Here is a 21,508-nt window from a genome sequence, read left to right as displayed (position 1 = left end):
GCGGCCGGGGTTGGCAACGGGGTGGGGTTGGCAAGGTATGGAGATGCTCTGCTCGGGACGGCTTCTGGTCGGCTCGCTCCTGCGTCGCATTGCCGGGGGTGCTCGCAATGGCTGGGTTGGCGCGGCGTCGGGTGGTGTTGGGGGACCAACTAAGCTGCGTATCCGTGGTTTCGCCGAAGTCCGAGGATGTCGCCTTGTCTGATCCGAGTGAGGATCGTCGTACTCGTTTGCTTGCGGCGGCGGCGATCACGGTGGGGCGGCTGTCGGATGTGCTGACGCCGCTCGGGGAGATGTTCGCGGCGCGGGGGCACCAGTTGTACCTGGTGGGCGGCAGTGTGCGGGATGCGGTGCTGGGGCGGCTGGGTACCGATCTGGACTTCACCACCGATGCGCGGCCGGAGGTCGTGCAGCAGATTCTGCGGGGGTGGGCGGACAATCTGTGGGACACAGGGGGTTTGGCGTTCGGCACGGTGAGCGCGTCGAAGGCGGGCTGGCAGCTCGAGATCACCACCTTCCGCAGCGACGCCTACGACCGGGTCTCGCGCAATCCGGAGGTGACCTTCGGCGACACCCTCGACGGCGATCTGGTCCGGCGCGACTTCACCGTCAACGCCATGGCGGTGCGTATCGGCGCCGCGGGTGAGCTCGAGTTCGTCGACCCGCTGAACGGGATGGACGCGCTGCTGGCCGGTGTGCTGGATACGCCTGCGGCGCCGGAGGATTCGTTCAACGACGATCCGCTGCGGATGCTGCGTGCCGCCCGGTTCGTCGCGCAGCTCGGCTTCGATCTGGCGCCGCGGGTGCGCGCGGCGATCGCCGTCATGGCCGACGAGATCGACCGGATCACCGCCGAGCGGGTCCGTGCCGAGCTGGACAAACTGATCGCCGGAGAGCATCCCACCGACGGCATCGATGTCATGTGCGAGACCGGCCTGGCCGAGCGGGTGCTGCCGGAGGTGCCGGCGATGCGGCTCGAGATCGACGAGCATCACCAGCACAAGGACGTCTACCAGCATTCGCTGACGGTGCTGCGGCAGGCCATCGATCAGGAGGAGGGCGACCCCGACCTGGTGCTGCGCTGGGCGGCCCTGCTGCACGACATCGGCAAGCCGCCGACCAAGCGCAACGAGCCCGGCGGCGGGGTGAGCTTCCACCACCACGAGGTGGTGGGCGCCAAGATGGTGCGCCGGCGGATGCGCGCGCTGAAGTACCCCAAGCAGTTCACCGAGGATGTGGCCCGGCTGGTGTACCTGCACCTGCGCTTCCACGGCTACGGCAAGGGGCAGTGGACCGATTCGGCGGTGCGGCGCTACGTCGCCGACGCCGCCGAGCTGCTGCCGCGGCTGCACAAGCTGGTCCGTGCCGACTGCACCACGCGCAACAAGCGCCGCGCCGCCCAGTTGCAGGCCACCTACGACGACCTGGAAACCCGCATCGAGCGCCTGCAACAGCAGGAGGATCTGGACCGCGTGCGGCCCGACCTGGACGGCAACTCGATCATGGAGCTGCTGGGCCTGGAGCCGGGGCCGCAGGTGGGGCGCGCGTGGCGCTATCTGAAGGAACTGCGCCTGGACCGCGGGCCGATGTCGCGGGACGAGGCCGAGGCGGCGCTGCTGGAATGGTGGAACGCGGGCGCTCCCTAGGCCTTTCGCGACACGGCGTCAGAAGATGATCAGCGTGGTCCCGGCCACGATGGCCGAGCGAATCTGAGCCAGGTCGAAGGAGCCCGTGATCTCGGGGATATCGATGCGGAACCGCACCCGGTCGCCCTCGCGGTCGGCGCGCACGATGCGGAGGTTCTTCGGAAGCTCGGTCAGCGGTACCGGGGCGACCCGGACCCACCGCCGGGGCACCCGGACCCCGAGCCAGCTGGCCCGGTGCATGGCAATACTGAGCAGATTCTCGCCGATCGCCGCGTCCACCACGGCGCGTATCTTGCGGCGCCGGTGCCGGGCCGTGATCAGCCCGCTCTCGGAATCGACCCCGAGCTCCCAGTCCAGATGCCAGTCGTTGAGCCAGCCGACCAGGGCCGCGGTGGTCACGGTGCCGGTGATGTCGAGGTTGGTGGCGCGGACCTTCGTCGGCACGCCGGGCACCAGCCGGACGCCGTGCGCGATCACGGTCATCTCCTCGATCGGGTGACCGTTCCAGAGCAACTCGGTCAGCACCGTCTTGGTCTGGAAGTGGGCGCCGCGGCGGCGGGCCTTCAGGGTCCGCAGCGTGGCCTTCATCTCGTGGCCCAGCAGGGTGGCGCTGACCTCCTGGCCGCCGAACTGGCTGAGGATGCCCTCGCTGAGCAGGGTCATCAGCATGTCGGGCATCAGCGCGGTGACGGTGCCCGCGCCCAGATCGGCGACCGGGTCCAGCCAGGCGGTGGTGAAGGTGCTCCACTGATCCAGCCAGCCCGGGTCCAGCAGGCGTTTCCCGATGTCGACTGCTCGCAGCGGCGACCAGGACTTGGGGTCGAAATAGGTGGCCATGATTGCTTCGAGCGTACTGGCCGGTAGTGACAAGACCAGCGTGTCGTTGGTGACTTCTCCGGAAACAGGGCCGATCGTCTCCGCGGATTCGGATGTTTTCCCGTTGTTTCATCCGATAATGCGGACATATGCTGCTGCCGTGCCCAGCTTGCGTATACGAGACGCCGCCGAACTGCTCGGCGTCAGCGACGACACCGTGCGCCGGTGGATCGACACCGGCACGCTCGGCGCGCACAAGGACGACGCGGGGCGGCTGGTGATCGAGGGCAGGGAGCTCGCGGCCTTCGCCGTCGATCACGCGCGGCCGCCGCAGACCCGGCTGGGCAGTGCCAGTTCGGCACGCAATCGGTTACCCGGACTGGTCACCCGCGTGGTGGCCGACGGGGTGATGGCACAGGTGGAGATGCAATGCGGGCCGTTCACGGTGGTATCCCTGATGAGCAGCGAGTCGGTGCGGGCGCTCGGGCTGGAGCCGGGCAGCGTGGCGGTGGCGAGCGTGAAGGCGACCACGGTGGTCGTGGAGACGCCGCAATGACCAGGAGGAGGCGCGGCCGGCGGGCCGGAATGCTCTGTGCGGCGGCAATATCGACGGCGGCTCTGGCGGGCTGCGGGGCATCGGATTCCGGAAGCGGCACGACCACCGTGACCGTCTTCGCGGCGGCCTCGCTGAAACAGGTCTTCACCGATCTCGGCGCGCAGTTCGAGGCCGCGCACCCGGATACGAAGGTGGCCCTCTCCTTTGCCGGTTCGTCGGACCTGGCCGCGCAGCTGAACCAGGGCGCACCCGCCGACGTATTCGCCTCCGCGGATACGGCGAATATGGACAAGGTGGTCGAGGACGGCCGGATCAGTGAGCAGCCGCAACCCTTCGCGACGAATGTGCTCACCATCGTCACGCCGCCGGGAAATCCGAAAAACATTGCGACATTGGCCGATTTGAGACAGCCGGGCGTGCGCGCGGTGGTGTGCGCGCCACAGGTGCCGTGCGGCGCGGCGACGAAGAAGGTCACCGCGGCGGCGCAGGTGTCGCTCAGCCCGGTCAGCGAGGAATCCGCGGTGACGGACGTGCTGGCGAAGGTGACCTCCGGCGAGGCGGACGCCGGTCTGGTGTACGTGACCGACGCTGCCGGGGCGGGCAGCAGGGTAACGGCCGTGGCCTTCCCCGAGTCCGCGAGCGCGGTCAACACCTATCCCATTGCCGCGGTGGCGGATTCGAAGCATGCCGACCTGGCGCACGGATTCGAGGAGCTGGTCACGGGACCGCAGGGCCGCGCGGCACTGCAGAAGGCCGGTTTCGGGGCGCCATGAGAGCGGTTGCGGGCGGCCAGATTTCCGATCGGGAAACGGGTTCCGAGCGGAAGCCTCGCCCGTCGTCGGATGCGCCCGGCCCGGTACGGCGCGGTGCCCGAGCCTTGTTGCGGGGGCCGGGACTCGCCGTGCCGCGGTGGTTGCTGGTGCCCGCCGTGCTCGGGTTCGCCTTCGTGGCCGCGCCGCTGGTGGCGCTGGCGGGGGCCGTGGACTGGTCGAACTTCTTCGAGCTGGTGACCTCGACGGCGTCGCGGGAGGCATTGTCGCTGAGCCTGCGCACCGCGCTGCTGAGCACCGCACTGTGCGTGCTGCTCGGTGTTCCGATGGCGGTCGCACTCGCTCGACTGCGGTGGCGCATCCTGCCGGTGTTACGCGCAATGATATTGCTGCCCTTGGTATTACCGCCGGTCGTCGGCGGTCTGGCGCTGCTGTATCTGTTCGGCCGGTACGGCATGCTCGGCAGGCATCTGGAGGCGGCCGGAATCCGGATCGCATTCAGCACCACCGCCGTCGTGCTGGCGCAGGCGTTCGTGGCGCTGCCGTTCCTGGTGATCACCCTGGAGGGGGCGATGCGCACCGCCGGTGACCGGTACGAGCGCATCGCCGCCACCCTCGGGGCCGCGCCCGCCACCGTGTGGTGGCGAATCACGGTGCCGCTGCTGCGGCCCGCGCTCGTCTCGGGCGCGGTGCTGGCATTCGCCCGGGCCCTGGGCGAATTCGGGGCGACGCTCACCTTCGCGGGCAGCCTGCAGGGCCGCACCCGCACCCTGCCGCTGGAGATCTACCTGCAGCGCGAGGCCGATCCGGATGCGGCGGTGGCGCTTTCACTCCTGCTGGTGCTGATCGCCGTGCTGATCGTGCTCATCGCCTACCGCCGCGTCGGGGTGGCCGAGGGGCGCGAAGTGGCGGGCGGCTTGTGGCGCTGGGGCGGATCCGGTGGAGGTAGTGGTCGATGACTTCGCATCGGGCCGAAGCGAGTGCCGGGCTGGAGGTTTCGGTTCGGGTGGCCGAGCGTGGGCTCGAGGTGGAGCTGAGCGTCGGGCCCGGCGAGGTGCTGGCAGTGCTGGGGCCGAACGGCGCGGGTAAGTCGACACTGCTGGAGGCGGTGGCGGGTTTGGTGCGGCCGGACGACGGGTGGATTCGGCTGGACGGTCGGGAACTCACCGTTACCGCGAAAGGTGTTGCGGCGCCGCCGCATCGGCGGGAGGTCTCGCTGCTCGCGCAGGATCCGCTGCTGTTCCCGCATCTGTCGGCGGTGGCGAATGTCGCGTTCGGGCCGCGCAGCCGGGGAATGCGGCCGGGGGCGGCACGCGAGGTCGCCCGGGACTGGCTGGCCGCGGTCGATGCCGCCGAGCTGGGCGAGCGCAGGCCGGGTGAGCTGTCGGGCGGGCAGGCGCAGCGGGTCGCGCTGGCGCGGGCGCTGGCGGTCGAGCCGCGCGTGGTGCTGCTGGACGAGCCGATGGCCGCCCTGGATGTGACCGCGGCCCCTGCCATGCGCTCGCTGCTGCGCCGGGTACTACGCGCCGACATTCGAAAAACGGTCCGCACCAGCACGATTCTGATCACTCACGATATCGTCGATGCCCTCACCCTGGCCGATCGCGTCGTGGTCCTGGAGTCGGGCCGGATCGTCGAGCAGGGCCCGGTCGCCGCCGTACTGTCCCGCCCCCGAAGCGCTTTCGCGGCCCGTATCGCCGGGGTGAATCTGATGGTCGGCACCGCAGTCGCGGATGAGAACGGCACCGGAGTCCATGCGCAGTCTGTGTCTCACAGCCAGAACGTGGCTGGGCCGCACGCGGATTCGGATGCCGGGTCGGTGCCGTCCGCAGGATCCGAGTTGCCCCCCGGACCGGACTCCGTGCTGGTCGAGACGGTGCCGCGTGAGGTTCGGCCGGTGAGTTCGGCCCTGGGGTCCGCCGCCTCCGCCCGGCCCGACGGCCGACAGCTCACGGGCGCGGTGCGGTGCGGTGACGAAATCGTCCACGGGTGCCGCGGCGATGGTTGGTCGCCCGGCGCGGCCGCGGCCGCGGTGTTCTCCCCCGCCGCGGTGGCCGTGCATCGAGACCATCCGACCGGCAGTCCCCGCAACGTCTTTCGGGTGCGGATCGCGGAACTCACCGACCGGGGCGGCATTGTTCGAGTGCATGCCGCCGACGGTCCCGGCGGTACACCCGGGCCGGTCGCGGACCTGACGCCCGCCTCGGTCGCCGAACTCGATCTGGCGCCCGGCGCCGAGGTGTACTTCGCCGTGAAAACCACGGAGGTACAGGTCTATCCCTGCTGACGGGCGGACTCAGCGCGGCTCGTCCAGCTTGGCGTGCATGAGGTACACGTTGTAGCTGTCCCAGGCCGAGATGGTGAAGTACAGGTCCCGTCCGGTCGACCACGGGTGGATGAAGCCGCCGTAGCTCTTCGGGTAGTCGTTGGTGTTGATCAGCGGCACCCCGTCGGTCCAGATGCCCTGCGGCTCGGCCGCGGTGCGCAGCACGATGGTCTGCCGGGCCGGATCCAGGTACACCATCTGCCACTGTTCGGTCGCCTCGTCGTAGCGCACCGAGATCTCGCCCGCGATGCCGGGAAGCACCGGGGTGGCGTCGTTCTCGGCGGCCGGCGCCCAGGTGCCGTTCACCCAGTACTGGTACGCGCCCTTGTTCAGCACGTCCTCCTTGGGCACCCGGGCGAGGCCGATGATGCCGATGCGGCCGTTGGGCGTGCCGAACATGTAGACGTAGTCGCCCTGCGGAACCATGGTCGTGACCTGGAATCGGTTCAGGCCGAACATGTTGTCCCACTTGGCGTACTGGTCCTTGACCCAGGTGCGGCCGTTGTCGTCGGAGTAGGCCAGGCCGCCGTTGTTGGTCCACCACATACCGGGGATGCGATCCCAGTGGTTGACCGACATGTAGCTCATGTACTGGCGCTCGCCGAGCGCGAAGCCGGAGGTCGGGATGACGGTGGTCTCGAAGTTCTTGACCTTGCGGCTGTCCAGCAGTTCGGCGGCGTGGCAGCGGCTGTCCTGCACCATCGAGTCGATGACCAGCCCCTTGGACAGGTCGCGCTCGGTGCTGTAGCCCATCACGTTGCTGCGCCAGTCCTGGCCCGCGCCACCGGCCCCGCCGGGCACCCAGCCCTTGCCGAAGGTGTCGCCGAACAGCACGGCCACCTCGCCCGGCTTGGTCTCCCACATGATGCCCAGGTCGGTGCCGTCGACCTGCCAGCGCATATCGGTGCGGTTGTTGGAGCCGTGGCCGGTCACCTGGTTCACCAGCTCCACCGATTCCACCCGGCGGGGCGCCACCGGCGCCACGATCGGTCCCGGCTCGGCCGGATGCACGACCGGCGGCGGCGGGGTCTGCGGTGCGGGCGGCTCGCCGCCGGGCACCGGGATCGGAATCGGTTCGGGTTCGGGCTTGATCCGGATGGTGGGCAGGTTGAGCGGTCCGGATCCCGATCCCCCGGACCCGCTGCCGGAGCCGGAGTTCGAACCGGATCCCGAGCCGGACGATCCCGACCCCGACGATCCCGATCCGGACGATCCCTGCCCGGAATCGCCGGGGGCCGGGGGCTCCTGGGCAGGCTCGGGTTTCGGGGTGTCCCGGACGTCCGGGCACGGGTTCTGGCACGGATCCGGCGGCAGCGGTACGGAATCGATGCGGGTGTTGTCGGGTTGCGGCCCCGGAACCGGGACCGGGACGAACTCCGGGTACGGGATCGGAATGTCGATGTTCGGCGGCAGCACGGGCGGCGGCGGCGCCTTCGGGTCGGGTTCGCGGGCCAACGGGTCGAATCCCGTTTCACCACAGGCGTTCACCGGCGGCGGCGCCCAGGGCGCGGGCGCGGCGACGGCCGGCGCCGCGATGGTCACCGCGCTCGCCAGCACCGCGAAAAGCGCAGGTACCCAGCCGTATTCGAGACGAGAGGACACGTCGACGCCGCCGTTACCGAGCGCCGAGGGTGAGGTCGAGTGCGGCGAGCGACGGCTCACCCGGACGAAACGCCAGCAACCTCATGCTCACTCTGTTCTCCTCGGTACCGCTCGCGGTGCGGTGACATCGCACAGTCGGCCACCACAGTCGCTGGGGCCGAGCACAGCCCGTCCAATCTAACCGACCGATTTGCCCGATGGCAGCATGGCGCGGCGGGAACCTGAGAACGATCGGCCGCGTCCAAGGGGTATGACCGAGATCGAGTACGTCTTCGGCACCGGCGACGGCGTCCGCACCGTCTGGTCGTCGCAGGCCGACCTGGATCTGTCCGGCACCGGCGGGTACGACGCGGTGGCACTCGATTTCGACGGCGACGGCCTGGCCGACGACGCGCTGTGGGATTCGGACGGCGACGGCATCGCCGAGATCGCCGCCCTGGACCTCGACGACGACGGCGTACTCGACGGCTACTTCACCGACCCCGGCGGCCTGGGCGTCTGGGATCAGGAGATCCGGCCGGTCAGCGAATGACGGTGTGCCGCCGGGAGTTCACCGCGACGGCCGCTATCCCCGCCGCATAGACCACCGCCCCGCCCAGCACCACCCCCAGCGACCGCCCGTCGTCCGGGATCACCAGCGCCGCCACCGCGATCGCCAGCACGAACGTGATGTTGAAGACGGTGTCCTGCAGCGCGAACACCTGCCCGCGCCGGGCGTCGTCGATATCGATCTGCAGGGTGGCGTCGCCGGTGAGCTTGATGGTCTGACCGGCCAGCCCCAACAGGAAGGCACCGGCCAGCAGCAGGTGGTGGGCCCGGCCCTCGGCCGCGCCGGTGGCCACGGTGATCGGCGTGACCAGCGTCAGCTGCACCGCCACCGCGGTGGCCAGGCCCACCAGCACCGTGCGCGGGCGGCCCAGCCGTGTGATCAGCAGGGGCGCGACCAGCGCGGCGACCAGCATGCCGGAGGCGGCGGCCGCGATCGCCACCCCGAACCCGATCAGCCCGCTGCTCAGCGAAAGTCCCTCGGCCGGTGAGCGCCGCAGCACCAGCACCATCAGCAATGTGTTGGCGCCGAACACGATCCGGTGCACCCCGATCCCGATCATCGCCGTGGTGCATTCGCGCGATTCCCACACCGCCCGCGCGCCGGTGCGCAGGCCGGTGAGCACGGCGTGCACCGAACTCTGCTCGACCGCCACGGCCGGACCGCCCGTATTCGGCTGCCCGAGCCCGGGTGTCGAGGACTCGCGCCATTGCGGTCCGAGCTGGTGGCGGCGGAAACCGGCGGCCGCGAGCGCGCCCACCACCGATCCGGAGGCGCTCGCGGCCACTGCCACCGCGGAGCCGAAGTCCCCGGCGCCGATGCCGCCGATGATCGTCACGGCGGCGGCCGCGCCCAGCCCCGCGCAGCCCGAGGCCGCCGTCGCGAGCACCGAATTCATCGGGACCAGCCAGCGCTGCTCGAGCACGCGTGGCAGCGCCGCCCCCACCCCTGCCGATACGAAACGGCTGATCCCGACCACGGCCAGCGCCAACAGCAGCAGCGGCGTGTCCGGGATCCCCGCCAGCAGGCCGATGGATGTCACCGCGATCAGCACCCCGCGCAGCAGGTTCGCCACCAGCAGGACCGCGCGGCGATCCCAGCGATCCAGCAGCGCCCCCGCGAACGGGCCGATCACCGAATACGGCAGCAGCAGCACGGTGAAACCGGCCGCGATGGCCAAGGGATCGGTGGCTCGCTCGGGATTGAACAGGATCGCGCCCGACAGCGCCGCCTGGAACATGCCGTCGCCGAACTGCCCGGCGAAGCGCACCAGCGCCAGTCGCAGCATGCCGGGACTGCGGGCGATGGCGGCGAGCGCCGCGCGCACGGCCTCGAGCCGACCGGCGGCCGGACGATCGGTCATGTTCAGTGCCCGCTGTTCGCGGTCACCAGGGTGTAGACCGTCTCTCGCATATCGGCCGCCATCGGCAGCCCCACCAGCGATTGCTCATCGATCCAGCGGAATTCGTCGTGCTCGCCCGGCGCCAGCGACACCTCGCCCGGCTCCGCCTCCACCACGAAGCTGTACTTGCGCACCCGCGCCTTGGTCCGGGTGGCGTAGTCGAAGCCGCCGACCACATCGACGATGCGGCGCAGTCGTAACCCCGTCTCCTCGTACAGCTCCCGCGCCACGCAGTCGGCGAACGATTCACCGGACTCCACGCCACCGCCGGGAAGTTCGTACATACCGCCCTGCCAATCGTTGGCGACACGCCGTACCACCAGCAGTTTTCGTTCCCGGAACACCGCTACTCCGACGACGAAGTCCTCGATGCCGTCGGTGCGGGCCTGCTCCCGGAGTTCGCGCTCGATGCCCGCGAATGCCTCGGGTCGCATCGGCGATTCACCTCCGGTTCGGGTTGCGGCACACCATGATACGGTCGTGCCCGTTCACGCGGTGCGCCCGGTGGTCCGGGCCGAGCGCCGAACATTTGCGGTCGTCCGCCCGGCCGCCCCGGAGCTTACCGTGGTCGCGGCGGCCGTCGAGCATCCGAGGCAGGTGCTGCCGCACGGTAGAATTTACTGGGAATTCAGGGTCTGGTTCGCGATGTGCTCCTACCCTGAAAGGTGATCGGTGCTCGGCCGGAGAGGAGGACCACGGTGTCCATACTCACGACACCACACATCGACGTACACCGCGGCGGCGACCGCATGAAAACCCGTGTGGCGTGGCTGGATTCGAAGCACTCTTTCTCTTTCGGCGAGCACTATGACCCCGAAAACACCCACCACGGCCTGTTGCTGGTTAATAACGAGGATATTGTCGCGCCGGATCAGGGTTTCGATACCCATCCCCATCGGGATATGGAGATTGTCACCTGGGTCCTGAGTGGCGCTCTGGTACACCAGGATTCGCTCGGGCACAGCGGTGTGATCTATCCGGGGCTGGCGCAGCGGATGAGCGCCGGCACGGGAATTCTGCACTCGGAGAAGAACGACGCGTGGCGGCTGGCGCCGGAACAGGGCGGCGCCGCCGAGCGGACCGAGCCGGTGCACTTCGTCCAGATGTGGGTCGTGCCCGACGAGCCGGGCCTGACCCCCGGCTACCAGCAGCTGGAGGTCGACGACGAGCTGGCCGGCGGCGGGCTGGTGACGGTCGCCGCGGGTCTGCCGCGCTACCGGGACCGCACCGCGATCGCCATCAACAGCAGCCATTCCGCCCTGCATGTCGCGCGCATGCCCGGGGCGGGCGAGGGGCCGACGGTCCACCTCCCCGAGGCGCCGTATCTGCACCTGTTCGTCGCCCGCGGCGAGGTCGAATTGGAGGGCGTCGGGGTGCTGTACGAGGGTGACGCGGTGCGGCTGGCGCGCAGCGGCGGTCAGCGGGTGATCGCGAAGTTGCCGTCGGAGATTCTGGTGTGGGAGATGCACGCGAGGCTCGGGGCGCAATAACATTTCAGAGCGCCCGAACCCGGCATTTCAGGCCCGGGTGAACGAGAGGACAGGCATGTCGGAGTACCCGCCGCCCGGTCAGTACCCCCCGCCCGGGCAATATCAGCCCCCGCCCGGCCAATATCCCCCGCCGCCGTCGGGCGACTATCCGCCCCCGCCGGGTAACTACCCGGGCGAGCAGTACTGGCAGGAGTCGCCGAAGCGCAAGGGCCTGGCGATCACCGCGCTGGTGCTGGGCATTCTGGCGGTGCTCGGGCTGCTCGTCTTCTTCGGCGCGGTGATCCTCGGTCCGTTCGCGCTGCTGTTCGGCATCATCGCGGCGGTGAAGGCGCGCCGCGGGACCGCGGGCGGGTTCGGCATGGCCATCGCGGGCATCGTGCTGGGTGTGCTGGCGCTGGCGGGTGCGGTTGTGGAGGCGATCGTCGGCTACAACTTCTTCGTCGACCACGGCGGCCAGGATTATCTGGACTGCATCCGGGATGCCGGTAACGACCAGGCCAAGATCCAGCAGTGCGAGGACAACTTCCGGGACACGCTGGAGAACAAGCTGAGCGTTACGCTCACGCCCGAGCCGCCGCGCTGAGCGCCGCGATGACCTCGCCCGGTTCCGGGCGGAAGTCGCCCTCGGGCGAGTCGATCCACACCCGGTAGCCGGTGCGTTCGTCGGCCGGGGACGGGAGCACGATCCGGGTCCCGGGCAGGGCGAGCGAGGTGTCGCGGTGCAGCAGTTCCGCCAGCACGGTCGTGTCCTCGATCGCCGCGTCGGTGGGCCCGGTGAGGAACGTCCAGCGGGAGGATCGGGGGTGGCCGATGATCGGGCCGCGCCGCTGCCCGGCCGACAGGTGGTCGCGGACGCGGCCGCCCAGCGCGGTGGGCATGGTGAGGGCGCCGATCGCGCCGACCTCCAGCATGATCCGGCCGAGCGACGGCTCGACGACGCCGTAGAGCCCGTATTCCTTGCGGTATCGGCGGCAGCGGGCCAGGGCCTCCTGGGTGGTGGCGTAGGCCGCCGGATCCGGGCGGGGCACCTGGCTCATAGGCAGACCGTATCGCCGCGCAATCAAAATGACAATAGTCACACGCCCGCGAATCACGCGGCGTACCATCACCTCTCATGGCACCCCTGTCCCCTACGGTCGCCCGGTGGGAATTGGTCCTTCGCCTTCGTGAACTGCGTGAACAACGCGGATTCGATTCGGCCACGTTCGCCAAGAGAGTGGGGTTCACCCCGGCGAACTGGTCGCACGTCGAGAAGGGCCGGCGCGTGCTCACCCTCAACACGATCGGCCCCGTGCTGGACCTGCTGGAGGTGAACGACGAGGAGCGCGGCGAGTTGTTGGCGCTGCTGGGGGCCAGTAAGGACCGCGGCTGGTGGGCCAAGTCGTCGGCGCTGATCGGCCTGGAGCTGCAGCGCTACTACGGCATGGAATACGGCGCGGAATGTATCCGCAGCTACGACAGCCTGGTGGTGCCCGGCCTGCTGCAGACCGAGGATTACGCCCGCGCGCTGATCAGCGCCGACGTGATGATCCGGCCGGTGCAGGTCGAGCAGCTGGTGGCCGTGCGGATGCGGCGGCAGCAGCGGCTGCGCGGCCCCGACCGGGTGGAGCTGACCGCGGTGATGAGCGAGGCGACGCTGCTGCAGCAGATCGGCGGGCCGAAGGTACTGCGGGGGCAGCTGGAGTATCTGACGGATGTGCTCGAGGAACTCGACTCCGTGGAGATGCGGGTGATCCCGTTCAGCGCCCCGGCGGGCGCGGTCCTCGGCGGTTCCAGCTTCCACCTGCTCGACTTCGCGGGTGAGAGCCTGCCGACCTTCGCCTGGGCGGAGAGCGCGGTGTTCGGCGGCGCCGTCGACAACCCGGAGCAGGTACGCGATCTGGCGTTCGCCTACGTGCGCGCGCTGGACCAATCCCTCAGTCGCACTGAATCATTGGCGCTGATCAGAAAGCATGCGCGCGTGTAAAATCCTGCGCATGTCTACCACCGCCAGGTACCGGCCGGAGACCACCGGCTGGTTCACGTCGACCCGCACCAACAACGGGAATCAGTGTGTCGAGGTCCGGTTCGACGGTGGCGCGGTGCTCATCCGAGACAGCAAGTTCCGGCGCGATCCGGCTCACCGCCGCGAGGACGAGCCCGTCATCACCGTCACCGCGAGCGAATGGATGACCTTCCTGGACGCTGTGCGCGGGCGAGACGCTGCGACGGAGGTGCTTGTCGCGGCGCCCGCTCCGCATGCCGACGGCACCACACTGCGCTGCGGCGATACCGCCCTCGACTACACCCGGGGCGAATGGGACGCATTCGTCGCCGGGGTGCGCGACGGGGAGTTCGACCGAATCGCGGTGCCCGCGTAGGCCCTCACGTGCTGATGGTGGCGAAGGGCTCGAGGCCGTAGTTTCGGGCGTAGCCGTTCTCGGTGCCGACGAGGAGTTCGACGACCTCGAAATAGCGGTCCCAGAAAGGGGTTTCGCGCAGTGCCTCGACCAGGAGCTGGTAGGCGTGGTGGTCCTCGGCCTCCCAAACCCAGATATCGGTGACGCGTGCGGAGTAGAACTCGGTGTCGTAGAAGCGTGACCGCACGCCGGTGGTCTTGGCCTCGATGGCGGACCGGATCTGAGTGGTGAAGGCGTGCACGCGTTCCGGGATGGTCAGGGCCAGCCATTCGGGCGTGGTCTTGACGAGCATGAACGCGGTGACGGGCGATTCGGTTGTCTCAGTGGACATCAGGGCCTCCAAGGCGTAGGGGATCCTGGTGCGTTGGGCACCAGGGGATTTCGGTGTGGTGGGTCTCAGGAATGGATGGCGGGCACGAGGGTCTCGGCGCACCACTGCTCGAAACCCGTGGGGGACGCGGTATCCGGGGTGCGGGCGGCTCCGGCGTCGAGGCCCTGGTCCTTGGCCCGCTTCATATCGACGACACCCTGAGCGAACTCCTCGTCGAGGCCGTATCCGACGAGGGTGGTGTACAGCTCGTCGAACGTCTGGCGCTCGTATCGGACCGGGCGGCCGAGCTGTTCGGTGATGATGCGGGCGCAGTCGTCGGGCGACAGGTCCTCCGGCCCGAGGACCGGGACGCTGTCGACGCCGGTCCACGAGCGGTCCAGCAGCAGGCGGGCGGCGGCGGCCGCGATATCGGCGACCGCGACGAGGGGCGCCTTGCGGTCGGCGTCGACGACGTCGGTGAATACGCCCCTGTCGCGGATCGAGTCGGCCTCCTCCAGGAGGTTCTCGAAGAAGGACGGGTTGGCCAGGGCTCGGTAGGCGACGCCGGTGCTCGCGATGAGGTCGTCCATGGCGAGCGAGGCGGTGACCAGGCCCGCGCGGTCGGCGACCGGGGTGCCGCGGCCGAGTGCGGAGACGCCGACGACATGGCCGACGCCGTGGGCGGCGAACGCCTTCGCGGCCGGGCCGGTGAAGCCGCTCCAGCCGTCCCGCGGCGTCCGGGAGCTGTCCGGGGGGACGAGCCAGAAGACGGCGTCGGCACCCTCGAAGGCCCGGTCGAGAACCTCGGCGTCCTCGTGCGAACCGGTGATCACGTCGACGCCTCCGCGCGCGGCGTCCGAGAGCCGCGCGGGGTCGCGCACGATCACCCGCAGTTCCTCCCCTGCGGCGGGGGCGGCCTCCAGGAGCCTGGCGAGCAGGGGGCGGCCGATGTTCCCGGTGGGAGCGGTAATAACGATCATGAATCCCTCGCAGGTCGGTGTGGATCGGTACACCCGTCATCCTGCGGAGAACCAAGTATTGCCACAATGGGAATTTCAGCACTGAATAATTGACTGAAATGGAATAATGCTGGTGAACAGGCACGACCCGGTCATCGACGCCAATCTCGCCATTGCGCTGGACGCCCTCCTGACCGAGAACAGCGTCACCCGCGCCGCCGCCCGCCTCCACACGTCGCCCGCCGCCATGAGCCGCACGCTCGCCCGCCTGCGCCGCATCCTCCAGGACCCGCTGCTGGTCCGGGCCGGGCAGACCATGGTCCCCACGCCGCGCGCCCAGGCCCTGCGCGAGGAGGCCGCCGCAGTGGTGCGCAGCCTCGGAGCGCTGCTCAGCCCCGGCGCGGGCGTCGACCCCGCCGCCCTGAACAGCACCTTCACCCTCCAGGCCGCCGACCTGGTCGGCGCGGCGCTGACCCCGCGACTGCTGGACTTGGCGCAGCGGGAGGCGCCGGGCGTGTCGTTCCGCCTCCGCGCCGAAGAACTGGAGGCCGGATCGGCGCTCCGCGACGGCCGGATCGATCTGGAGATCGGAGCCATCGACCACGTGGACCCCGAAACCCAGGTCGAAGAACTGGTCAGCCTGCGCATGGTGGCGGCCGTCCGGTCCGGGCACCACCTCACCGAAGAACCTGTGACCCCGGCCCGGTTCGCGGCCGCGCGACACGTCGCGGTGAGCCGCCGCGGCCGATTCACCGGTCCGATCGACGCCGCGCTGGCAGCACAGGATCTGCGACGGCGGGTCGGCGTCGTCCTCCCCAGCCACCTGGCCGCCATGACCCTCGCCGCGCGCAGCGACTTCGTCTGCCTGGTACCGGCCGCGCTCCCCGGCGCCGCACCGTCGCCGCTCACCGACGACGCGACCAGGCTCGGACTCCGCCTCCTCGACATCCCCCTGCCACTGCCCACACTGACCATCGGCATGGCCTGGCACCCCCGGCACACGGCCGACGGGGCCCACCGCTGGCTCCGCGGCGCCGTCCGCCGGGCCCTTCGCGCGACGGGTGAGGGCTCTCGGGTGGGAGACGGGAAGGAGTTAGATCGGGACCTCTGACGGCTCTCGGGCGGGATGCCTGCCGGGACGACGGGTCAGCACTGGCGCGCGTCGGCATACTGGAGATCGTGACTTCCGACGTGACGACTCCCTCCGGTATCGATCTGACCTATCGCGACGACGCTGTGCGGGTGCAGGACGACCTGTTCGCGCACGTCAACGGGAAGTGGCTGGAGACCTCCGAGATTCCGGCCGACCGCGCGGTCGACGGGGCCTTCCGGACGCTGTACGACCAGGCGGAACTCGACGTTCAGCGGATCATCCAGGATGCCGCCGCCTCCGACGCCGCGCCCGGCAGCGAAGAGCGCAAGATCGGGGACCTTTTCAACAGCTTCATGGACGAGGCCGCCGTGGAGGCCGCGGGCCTGACCCCGATCGCCGACGAACTGGCCGCCGTCCGCGGCGTCGCCGACCGCGCCGAGTTCGCGGCGCTGCTGGGACGGCTGCAGCGCGTCGGCGTCGGCGGCGCGGTGGCGTTCTTCGTCGACACCGACGACAAGAACTCGCAGCGCTATCTGGTGCAGCTCACCCAGTCCGGCATCGGCCTGCCCGACGAGTCCTACTACCGCGGCGACGATTACGCGGAGATCCGCACGAAGTATGTCGAGCACATCGGGCGCATGTTCGCCCTCGCCGGGATCGAATACGACCCCGAGCGGGTGTTCGAACTGGAGCGCAAACTGGCGGCCGGGCACTGGGATGTGGTGCGCCGCCGCGACGCCGAATTGAGCTACAACCTCACCACTTTCGACGCACTGGCCGCCGAGAATCCGGAATTCGACTGGGCCGCTTGGTCTTCGGCGACGGCCGCGGAAGTGGATCGGCCCGGCCCGGAGCTGTTCGCCGAAATCGTTGTGCGCCAGCCGGATTACCTGCGCACCTTCGCTCAGCTGTGGGCGTCGGAGTCGCTGGAGGATTGGCAGGCGTGGGCGACCTGGCGGGTGCTGCGGTCGCGCGCGGCCTACCTGACCGCCGCCGTGGTCGAGGAGAACTTCGATTTCTACGGCCGCACGCTGTCGGGTACCCAGGAGAACCGCGAGCGCTGGAAGCGCGGTGTGTCGCTGGTCCAGGATCTGCTCGGCGAGGCCGTCGGGAAACTGTATGTGGCGCAACACTTCCCGCCCGAGGCAAAGCAGCGCATGCAGCAGCTGGTGGCCAACCTGACCGAGGCGTACCGCCGCAATATCGCCGAACTGGACTGGATGGGGCCCGATACCCGGCAGGCCGCGCTGGCGAAGCTGGAGAAGTTCACTCCGAAGATCGGTTACCCGGACCGCTGGCGCGACTACTCGGCCGTGCGGGTCGACCCGGCCGACCTGGTCGGCAACTACCGCAGCGGATACGCCGCCGAGCACGACCGCGACCTGAACAAGCTCGGTGGCCCGGTCGACCGCGACGAGTGGTTCATGACGCCGCAGACGGTGAACGCCTACTACAACCCGGGCATGAACGAGATCGTGTTCCCCGCGGCGATCCTGCAGCCGCCGTTCTTCGACATGAACGCCGACGACGCCGCCAACTACGGCGGTATCGGCGCGGTGATCGGGCACGAGATCGGCCACGGCTTCGACGACCAGGGCAGCAAGTACGACGGTGACGGCAACATGGTCGACTGGTGGACCGACGCCGACCGCGCCGAATTCGGCAAGCGGACCAAGGCGCTGATCGATCAGTACAACCAGTTCTCGCCCGCCGACCTGCCCGACAACCACACGGTGAACGGCGAATTCACGATCGGCGAGAACATCGGCGACCTAGGTGGTCTCTCGATTGCCCTGCAGGCCTACAAGATCGCGCTGGAAGGCGCCGAGCCCCCGGCCATCGACGGGCTCACCGGCCTGCAGCGGGTGTTCTTCGGGTGGGCGCAGGTGTGGCGCGCCAAGTCCCGCAAGGAAGAGGCGATTCGCCGCCTGGCGGTCGACCCGCACTCGCCGCCGGAGTTCCGCTGCAACGGCGTGGTCCGAAATCTGGACGGCTTCCACGAGGCGTTCGAGGTGACCGAGGGCGATGCCCTCTACCTGGATCCGACAGAGCGCGTGCGGATCTGGTAGCTCCGGCCGCCGCTGTCAGGCGGCATCGTGCGGTGCGCACCGCGTGCGCAAAGTGGGCACGCCCGGACCCGTGAGGTCGTCGCAGTAGGCGAGCCTGCCCGCCATCGCCATGGTCAGCGCGATCGTCGTGCCGTGCACCGACGGCCCGGTTCCGGTCGAGAAGGGGCCGTCGGTCGCCTCGAGCCGCAGCCCCTCGATCATGCTGCGGCTGGACACGGTGAAGTCTCGGGCGGCGAAGAACCGGGCCACCTCGGTGACCGCCGCGACCGACGGTGTGCGCGGCAGGCCGAGGGGACGCCGAATGTCCTGGGCGTGGACGATGACCTCGCCGAGCCAGGCCGCGGTATGCCCCGAGGCCGCCGTGGTGCTCGTGACGATCGCCCGGAACCGCTCGAGGGTTTCCGCCGGCGTGGCGCCGCGGTGCTCGGCGAGGCGTCGGCTGTTGTGCAGGTCGAAGTCGAATCGGGCACCCAGGACACTGGCCAGCCATCGCAGTCGGCCGATGCTCGCCGCGGCGGTGAGATGGGCGACGACCTCCTCGACGACCCACTCCCCGCACAGCGACGGCAGCGCCCACTGTCCCGCGTGCAGGTCGGCGAGGTCGTCGGCCAGCGCGGCGCGTTCGGCGTGCGCCATGGTCCAGAGATCCTGGCGGGGCACTACATCCGACACCGATATACCTCCGTTTCGAGCAGGTCGGCAGGTCCGATCCGGGACCGCGATACGGCGTCGCGGTTCGTCGTTCTCCGGTAGAGACGCTCCGGCCCGTGCGAATTAATCGGTCGGTATGCGGACACCCGCGGTGAGGCTCTTGATCATGTGACGCTGCAGGATCAGGAAGATCACCAGCATCGGCAGCATGGTGAGTACCGTGCCCGCCATCACCGGGCCCCAGTTGGTGAAGGACGGGTTCTCGCTGTGCTGCAGCTGGGTCAGGCCGATCGGCAGGGTGGCGACCCGGGCGTCGTCGGCCATCAGGAACGGCCACAGATATTCGTTCCACTCGTTGACGAGCGTGACCACCGCGAAGGCCGCCATCGCCGGTCCCGACATCGGGAGCACCACCCGGGTGAGCAACTGCCATCGGCCCGCACCGTCGATCCGCGCCGCATCGATCACCTCCTCGGGGAGCGACAGGAAGTGATTGCGCATCAGGAAGGTGCCGAAGGCGACGCCGCACAGCGGAATGATGATGCCCTGGAAGGTATTTCGCCAGCCGAGCTGTTCGATCAGCGTGTAGTTGGAGATCACCGTGATCTGGTTGGGCACCAGCAGCGCGGCGACGATCGCCAGGAAGACGACGTCCTTGCCCGGAAAGCGGAGGAACACCAGCCCATAGGCGCCGAGGATGCCGAGCGCGAATTTCACCGCGGCGACGGTTGCCGTGACGATCAGCGAGTTCCGCAGGAATGTCCAGAACGGCTGCGTCGTGGTCGCCTCCGTGTAGTTGGCCGGATGCAGATCGCGCGGCCACCACACCGCCGGTTGGGTATAGATGTCCGGTCGCGTCTCGAGGGAAGTGGCGAGGACCCAGAGCAGCGGCACCCCGACGAGAATCAGCACGCACACCATTGCCGCATAGCCGACCAAGGTCGCCGCGCGCTGCTTTCGCCTGTATGTGGCGGCGGCGCGCTGGGCCTGCTCGATACCGGAATCCCGTTGCGCCGCAGCGACGATCGCGCTCATCGTGCACCTCGATCCATGGCGCGGACCTGGATCAGCGCCGCGATCAGCAGCACCACGAACAGAACGGTGGCCACCGTCGCGCCGTAACCCGCCCGGGAGTTGCGGAAGGATTCCAGATAGACCTGGTAGACCATCGTGGTGGTGCCGGTGCCCAGCGGCCCGCCGCGGGTCATCACATTGATGATGTCGAACAGCTGCAGCGAGTTCAGCATGACGGTGATCGAGAGGAACAGCGTGGTCGGCCGCAACTGCGGCAGCACCACCCGGGTGAACGTGGCCCGGCGCCCGGCACCGTCGATCGCGGCGGCCTCCAGCAGCTCGCGCCGAATCCCTTGCAGCGCGGCCAGATAGATGACGAAGGTGAAGCCGAGGTTCTTCCAGATGTAGGTGACCGTCACCATGAACAGCGCCCAGTGCGAATTCTGGTAGAAGTCCGGCACATTCGTCAGGCCGACGCGAAGCAGCAGATCCTGCGCGAGGCCGAAGCCGGGGTCGAAGAGGAACTGGAACGCCACCCCGACGGCGGCGCCGGAGATCACGAACGGCGCGAACACCACCGCCCGGACGGCGTTGCGGCCGAACAACTTCCGGTTCAGCAGCAGCGCCAGGGCCAACCCCAGCACCATGCTGCCGACCACGGCGGCAACGGTGAAGACGACCGTGTTGGTGACGACCTGCCAGGAGTCGCCGCGCCCCAACCACTCCCGATAGTTCGCGAAACCGATGTAGGCGGCGGCCGGATCGGCCAGGCTCCGGTCGGTGAACGACAGCCGGACGGTGTCGGCCAGCGGCCGATAGGCGAACAGCCCGAGCAGCGCCAGATTCGGCGCCAGCAGCACCACGAACAGCGCGTGGTCGGTCCAGGGCCGACCCCGCACGCCACGGCCGCGCGGCCGGGGCAGCACTCGTTCGGGCCGAGATCGCACGGCCGCAGCTTGACTGCCACGGGCAACCGATCGGTTAACTGCGGATGCCCAGTCACTGAACTGTCGGTGCGCAATACGCCTGTGGCCCCGGGCAGTTCGCCCGGGGCCACAGGGTCGTCGCTACGTCAGTTCCAGTCGCCCATGCCGTCGCTGGCGCTGAAGTCGCCCTTGGAGTTCTGCACGACGACCGGGTCGCCCTTCTGCGCATTCTCGAAGAACCACTGCGCGTCCGCGGGGCTGACGTTCAGGCAGCCGTGGCTGCTGTTCGAAACACCCTGCTGCGCAACCGACCACGGGGCGGAGTGCACGAAGATGCCGCTGTTGGACAGGCGGGTGGCGTACTCGACCTCGAGCTTGTAACCCTCCGGATCGGTGGTCGGGACCCCGTAGGTGGAGGAGTCCATGATCATCTTCCGGTTCTTCTCGCCGACGTAGTAGGTGCCGTTCGGCGTCTCGTGCTTGGGCTTGCCCATCGAGGTGGGCATCTCCCGGATCACCTCGCCGTTGCGGGTGACGGTGATCGTGTGGGTGGTGTCGTCGGCGGTGGCGACGACCTCGTCGCCGACCTTGTACGCCACCTTGGTGCCGCCCGCCTCGACGGTGATATCCGAGTTGGCGGGCCAGAAGTTCTCCGGCCGCCAGCGCACCTGCTTGTCGCCGAGCCAGTAGAAGTGGCCCTGCGTCGGGTTGCTGGAGGTGATCCGGATGGCCTTCTCGGCGGCGGCGTGGTCGCCGACCGGCTCCTTGAAGTTCACGATGATCGGCTGGGCCACGCCGACGACCTCGCCGTCGCCGGGGCCGATGTTGGGGGCCGCGAAATTGGCCGGCGGCAGCGCCGGCGGATTCTTCAGCGGCGCGGCGCCCGGCTCGGGCTGCGGTTGCGGTACCGCGGCCGGCGCGCCGACCTCGGGGCC

Annotated in this window: 23 protein-coding genes; 12 read left to right on the top strand and 11 right to left on the bottom strand. The window is 69.3% G+C overall.

Translation table 11 applies throughout. The features are described 5' to 3' along the window. Nucleotides 1-194 precede the first annotated feature (194 nt). Nucleotides 195-1,643: a CCA tRNA nucleotidyltransferase gene (locus NM1_RS26555; RefSeq protein ID WP_068025418.1), complete on the top strand. Its 1,449-nt coding sequence runs from the start codon at nucleotides 195-197 to the stop codon at nucleotides 1,641-1,643. An 18-nt stretch (nucleotides 1,644-1,661) separates the two neighbouring features. On the opposite strand, the gene NM1_RS26550 is transcribed toward NM1_RS26555, so the two are convergent. Next, the gene (locus NM1_RS26550; RefSeq protein WP_068025403.1) at nucleotides 1,662-2,480 is read right to left on the bottom strand and encodes a hypothetical protein; all 819 of its coding nucleotides are present in this window, start codon (nucleotides 2,478-2,480) and stop codon (nucleotides 1,662-1,664) included. A gap of 139 nt (nucleotides 2,481-2,619) precedes the next feature. Between NM1_RS26550 and NM1_RS26545 the strand changes: the two genes are divergently transcribed. The 4 genes from NM1_RS26545 (at nucleotide 2,620) to NM1_RS43605 (ending at nucleotide 6,072) form a co-directional block, all read left to right on the top strand. After that, nucleotides 2,620-3,015 (top strand): TOBE domain-containing protein, encoded by a 396-nt coding sequence (locus tag NM1_RS26545; RefSeq protein ID WP_068025400.1) that lies wholly within the window; start codon nucleotides 2,620-2,622, stop codon nucleotides 3,013-3,015. Further along, the gene (modA, locus tag NM1_RS26540) at nucleotides 3,012-3,788 is read left to right on the top strand and encodes a molybdate ABC transporter substrate-binding protein (RefSeq protein ID WP_068025396.1); all 777 of its coding nucleotides are present in this window, start codon (nucleotides 3,012-3,014) and stop codon (nucleotides 3,786-3,788) included. The genes NM1_RS26545 and modA overlap by 4 nt, the downstream gene beginning before the upstream one ends. 128 nt (nucleotides 3,789-3,916) lie before the next feature. Further along, nucleotides 3,917-4,744 (top strand): ABC transporter permease, encoded by an 828-nt coding sequence (locus NM1_RS26535; protein ID WP_246011471.1) that lies wholly within the window; start codon nucleotides 3,917-3,919, stop codon nucleotides 4,742-4,744. Beyond that, nucleotides 4,741-6,072: a sulfate/molybdate ABC transporter ATP-binding protein gene (locus tag NM1_RS43605; RefSeq protein ID WP_084520070.1), complete on the top strand. Its 1,332-nt coding sequence runs from the start codon at nucleotides 4,741-4,743 to the stop codon at nucleotides 6,070-6,072. The genes NM1_RS26535 and NM1_RS43605 overlap by 4 nt, the downstream gene beginning before the upstream one ends. Before the next feature lie 9 nt (nucleotides 6,073-6,081). On the opposite strand, the gene NM1_RS26525 is transcribed toward NM1_RS43605, so the two are convergent. After that, nucleotides 6,082-7,713: a glycoside hydrolase family 183 protein gene (locus NM1_RS26525; RefSeq protein ID WP_084520069.1), complete on the bottom strand. Its 1,632-nt coding sequence runs from the start codon at nucleotides 7,711-7,713 to the stop codon at nucleotides 6,082-6,084. 250 nt (nucleotides 7,714-7,963) lie between these two features. Here NM1_RS26525 and NM1_RS26520 point away from each other — a divergent pair, with 250 nt between their 5' ends. Continuing rightward, nucleotides 7,964-8,245, top strand: a complete 282-nt coding sequence (locus tag NM1_RS26520) for a hypothetical protein (protein ID WP_068025391.1) — start codon at nucleotides 7,964-7,966, stop codon at nucleotides 8,243-8,245. On the opposite strand, the gene NM1_RS26515 is transcribed toward NM1_RS26520, so the two are convergent. Together NM1_RS26515 and NM1_RS26510 are read right to left on the bottom strand one after the other, a co-directional pair. Further along, nucleotides 8,235-9,623, bottom strand: a complete 1,389-nt coding sequence (locus tag NM1_RS26515; protein ID WP_068025388.1) for an MFS transporter — start codon at nucleotides 9,621-9,623, stop codon at nucleotides 8,235-8,237. The two genes, NM1_RS26520 and NM1_RS26515, sit on opposite strands and share 11 nt — an antisense overlap. Before the next feature lie 2 nt (nucleotides 9,624-9,625). Further along, nucleotides 9,626-10,096, bottom strand: coding sequence for an NUDIX hydrolase (locus NM1_RS26510; RefSeq protein WP_068025385.1), 471 nt, complete (start codon nucleotides 10,094-10,096; stop codon nucleotides 9,626-9,628). Nucleotides 10,097-10,360: 264 nt separating this feature from the next. Here NM1_RS26510 and NM1_RS26500 point away from each other — a divergent pair, with 264 nt between their 5' ends. After that, a complete protein-coding gene (locus tag NM1_RS26500) occupies nucleotides 10,361-11,152 on the top strand; it encodes a pirin family protein (protein ID WP_114699669.1) in 792 nt (263 codons plus the stop codon). Between the two features lie 55 nt (nucleotides 11,153-11,207). After that, nucleotides 11,208-11,735, top strand: coding sequence for a DUF4190 domain-containing protein (locus NM1_RS26495; protein ID WP_068025380.1), 528 nt, complete (start codon nucleotides 11,208-11,210; stop codon nucleotides 11,733-11,735). On the opposite strand, the gene NM1_RS26490 is transcribed toward NM1_RS26495, so the two are convergent. Next, the gene (locus NM1_RS26490) at nucleotides 11,713-12,189 is read right to left on the bottom strand and encodes a hypothetical protein (protein ID WP_068025377.1); all 477 of its coding nucleotides are present in this window, start codon (nucleotides 12,187-12,189) and stop codon (nucleotides 11,713-11,715) included. The genes NM1_RS26495 and NM1_RS26490 overlap by 23 nt on opposite strands. A 77-nt stretch (nucleotides 12,190-12,266) precedes the next feature. Here NM1_RS26490 and NM1_RS26485 point away from each other — a divergent pair, with 77 nt between their 5' ends. Both NM1_RS26485 and NM1_RS26480 read left to right on the top strand, forming a co-directional pair. Beyond that, the gene (locus NM1_RS26485; RefSeq protein ID WP_068025375.1) at nucleotides 12,267-13,118 is read left to right on the top strand and encodes a helix-turn-helix domain-containing protein; all 852 of its coding nucleotides are present in this window, start codon (nucleotides 12,267-12,269) and stop codon (nucleotides 13,116-13,118) included. Nucleotides 13,119-13,128: 10 nt separating this feature from the next. After that, nucleotides 13,129-13,512 (top strand): DUF397 domain-containing protein, encoded by a 384-nt coding sequence (locus NM1_RS26480; RefSeq protein ID WP_068025409.1) that lies wholly within the window; start codon nucleotides 13,129-13,131, stop codon nucleotides 13,510-13,512. 4 nt (nucleotides 13,513-13,516) lie between these two features. Here NM1_RS26480 and NM1_RS26475 read toward each other — a convergent pair whose 3' ends face one another. Together NM1_RS26475 and NM1_RS26470 are read right to left on the bottom strand one after the other, a co-directional pair. Further along, nucleotides 13,517-13,882 carry a darcynin family protein gene (locus NM1_RS26475; RefSeq protein WP_068025406.1) on the bottom strand — a complete coding sequence of 122 codons (366 nt, stop codon included), beginning with the start codon at nucleotides 13,880-13,882 and terminating at the stop codon, nucleotides 13,517-13,519. Between the two features lie 65 nt (nucleotides 13,883-13,947). Next, the gene (locus NM1_RS26470; RefSeq protein ID WP_068025371.1) at nucleotides 13,948-14,841 is read right to left on the bottom strand and encodes an NAD(P)H-binding protein; all 894 of its coding nucleotides are present in this window, start codon (nucleotides 14,839-14,841) and stop codon (nucleotides 13,948-13,950) included. A 112-nt stretch (nucleotides 14,842-14,953) separates the two neighbouring features. On the opposite strand from NM1_RS26470, the gene NM1_RS26465 reads away from it, so the two are divergent. Together NM1_RS26465 and NM1_RS26460 are read left to right on the top strand one after the other, a co-directional pair. After that, nucleotides 14,954-15,931, top strand: a complete 978-nt coding sequence (locus NM1_RS26465; RefSeq protein ID WP_246011470.1) for a LysR family transcriptional regulator — start codon at nucleotides 14,954-14,956, stop codon at nucleotides 15,929-15,931. A 68-nt stretch (nucleotides 15,932-15,999) separates the two neighbouring features. Next, nucleotides 16,000-17,982 (top strand): M13 family metallopeptidase, encoded by a 1,983-nt coding sequence (locus tag NM1_RS26460; RefSeq protein WP_373864067.1) that lies wholly within the window; start codon nucleotides 16,000-16,002, stop codon nucleotides 17,980-17,982. 15 nt (nucleotides 17,983-17,997) lie between these two features. Here NM1_RS26460 and NM1_RS26455 read toward each other — a convergent pair whose 3' ends face one another. The 4 genes from NM1_RS26455 to NM1_RS26440 form a co-directional block, all read right to left on the bottom strand. Next, entirely contained in the window at nucleotides 17,998-18,618 is a 621-nt protein-coding gene (locus tag NM1_RS26455; protein WP_174556918.1) for a maleylpyruvate isomerase family mycothiol-dependent enzyme, read from the bottom strand. A 138-nt stretch (nucleotides 18,619-18,756) separates the two neighbouring features. Beyond that, a complete protein-coding gene (locus NM1_RS26450; RefSeq protein WP_068025360.1) occupies nucleotides 18,757-19,668 on the bottom strand; it encodes a carbohydrate ABC transporter permease in 912 nt (303 codons plus the stop codon). Next, nucleotides 19,665-20,594, bottom strand: coding sequence for a carbohydrate ABC transporter permease (locus tag NM1_RS26445; protein ID WP_084520068.1), 930 nt, complete (start codon nucleotides 20,592-20,594; stop codon nucleotides 19,665-19,667). The genes NM1_RS26450 and NM1_RS26445 overlap by 4 nt, the downstream gene beginning before the upstream one ends. 125 nt (nucleotides 20,595-20,719) lie before the next feature. Then, the coding region (locus NM1_RS26440; RefSeq protein ID WP_068025354.1) for a L,D-transpeptidase at nucleotides 20,720-21,508 on the bottom strand (789 nt) is incomplete at its 5' end.

The organism is Nocardia mexicana NBRC 108244 (assembly GCF_001613165.1).
In the GTDB taxonomy this organism is placed as follows: domain Bacteria; phylum Actinomycetota; class Actinomycetes; order Mycobacteriales; family Mycobacteriaceae; genus Nocardia; species Nocardia mexicana.
Note: the sequence above shows the minus strand (reverse complement) of the source record. Positions and strands in the feature narration are given on the sequence as shown.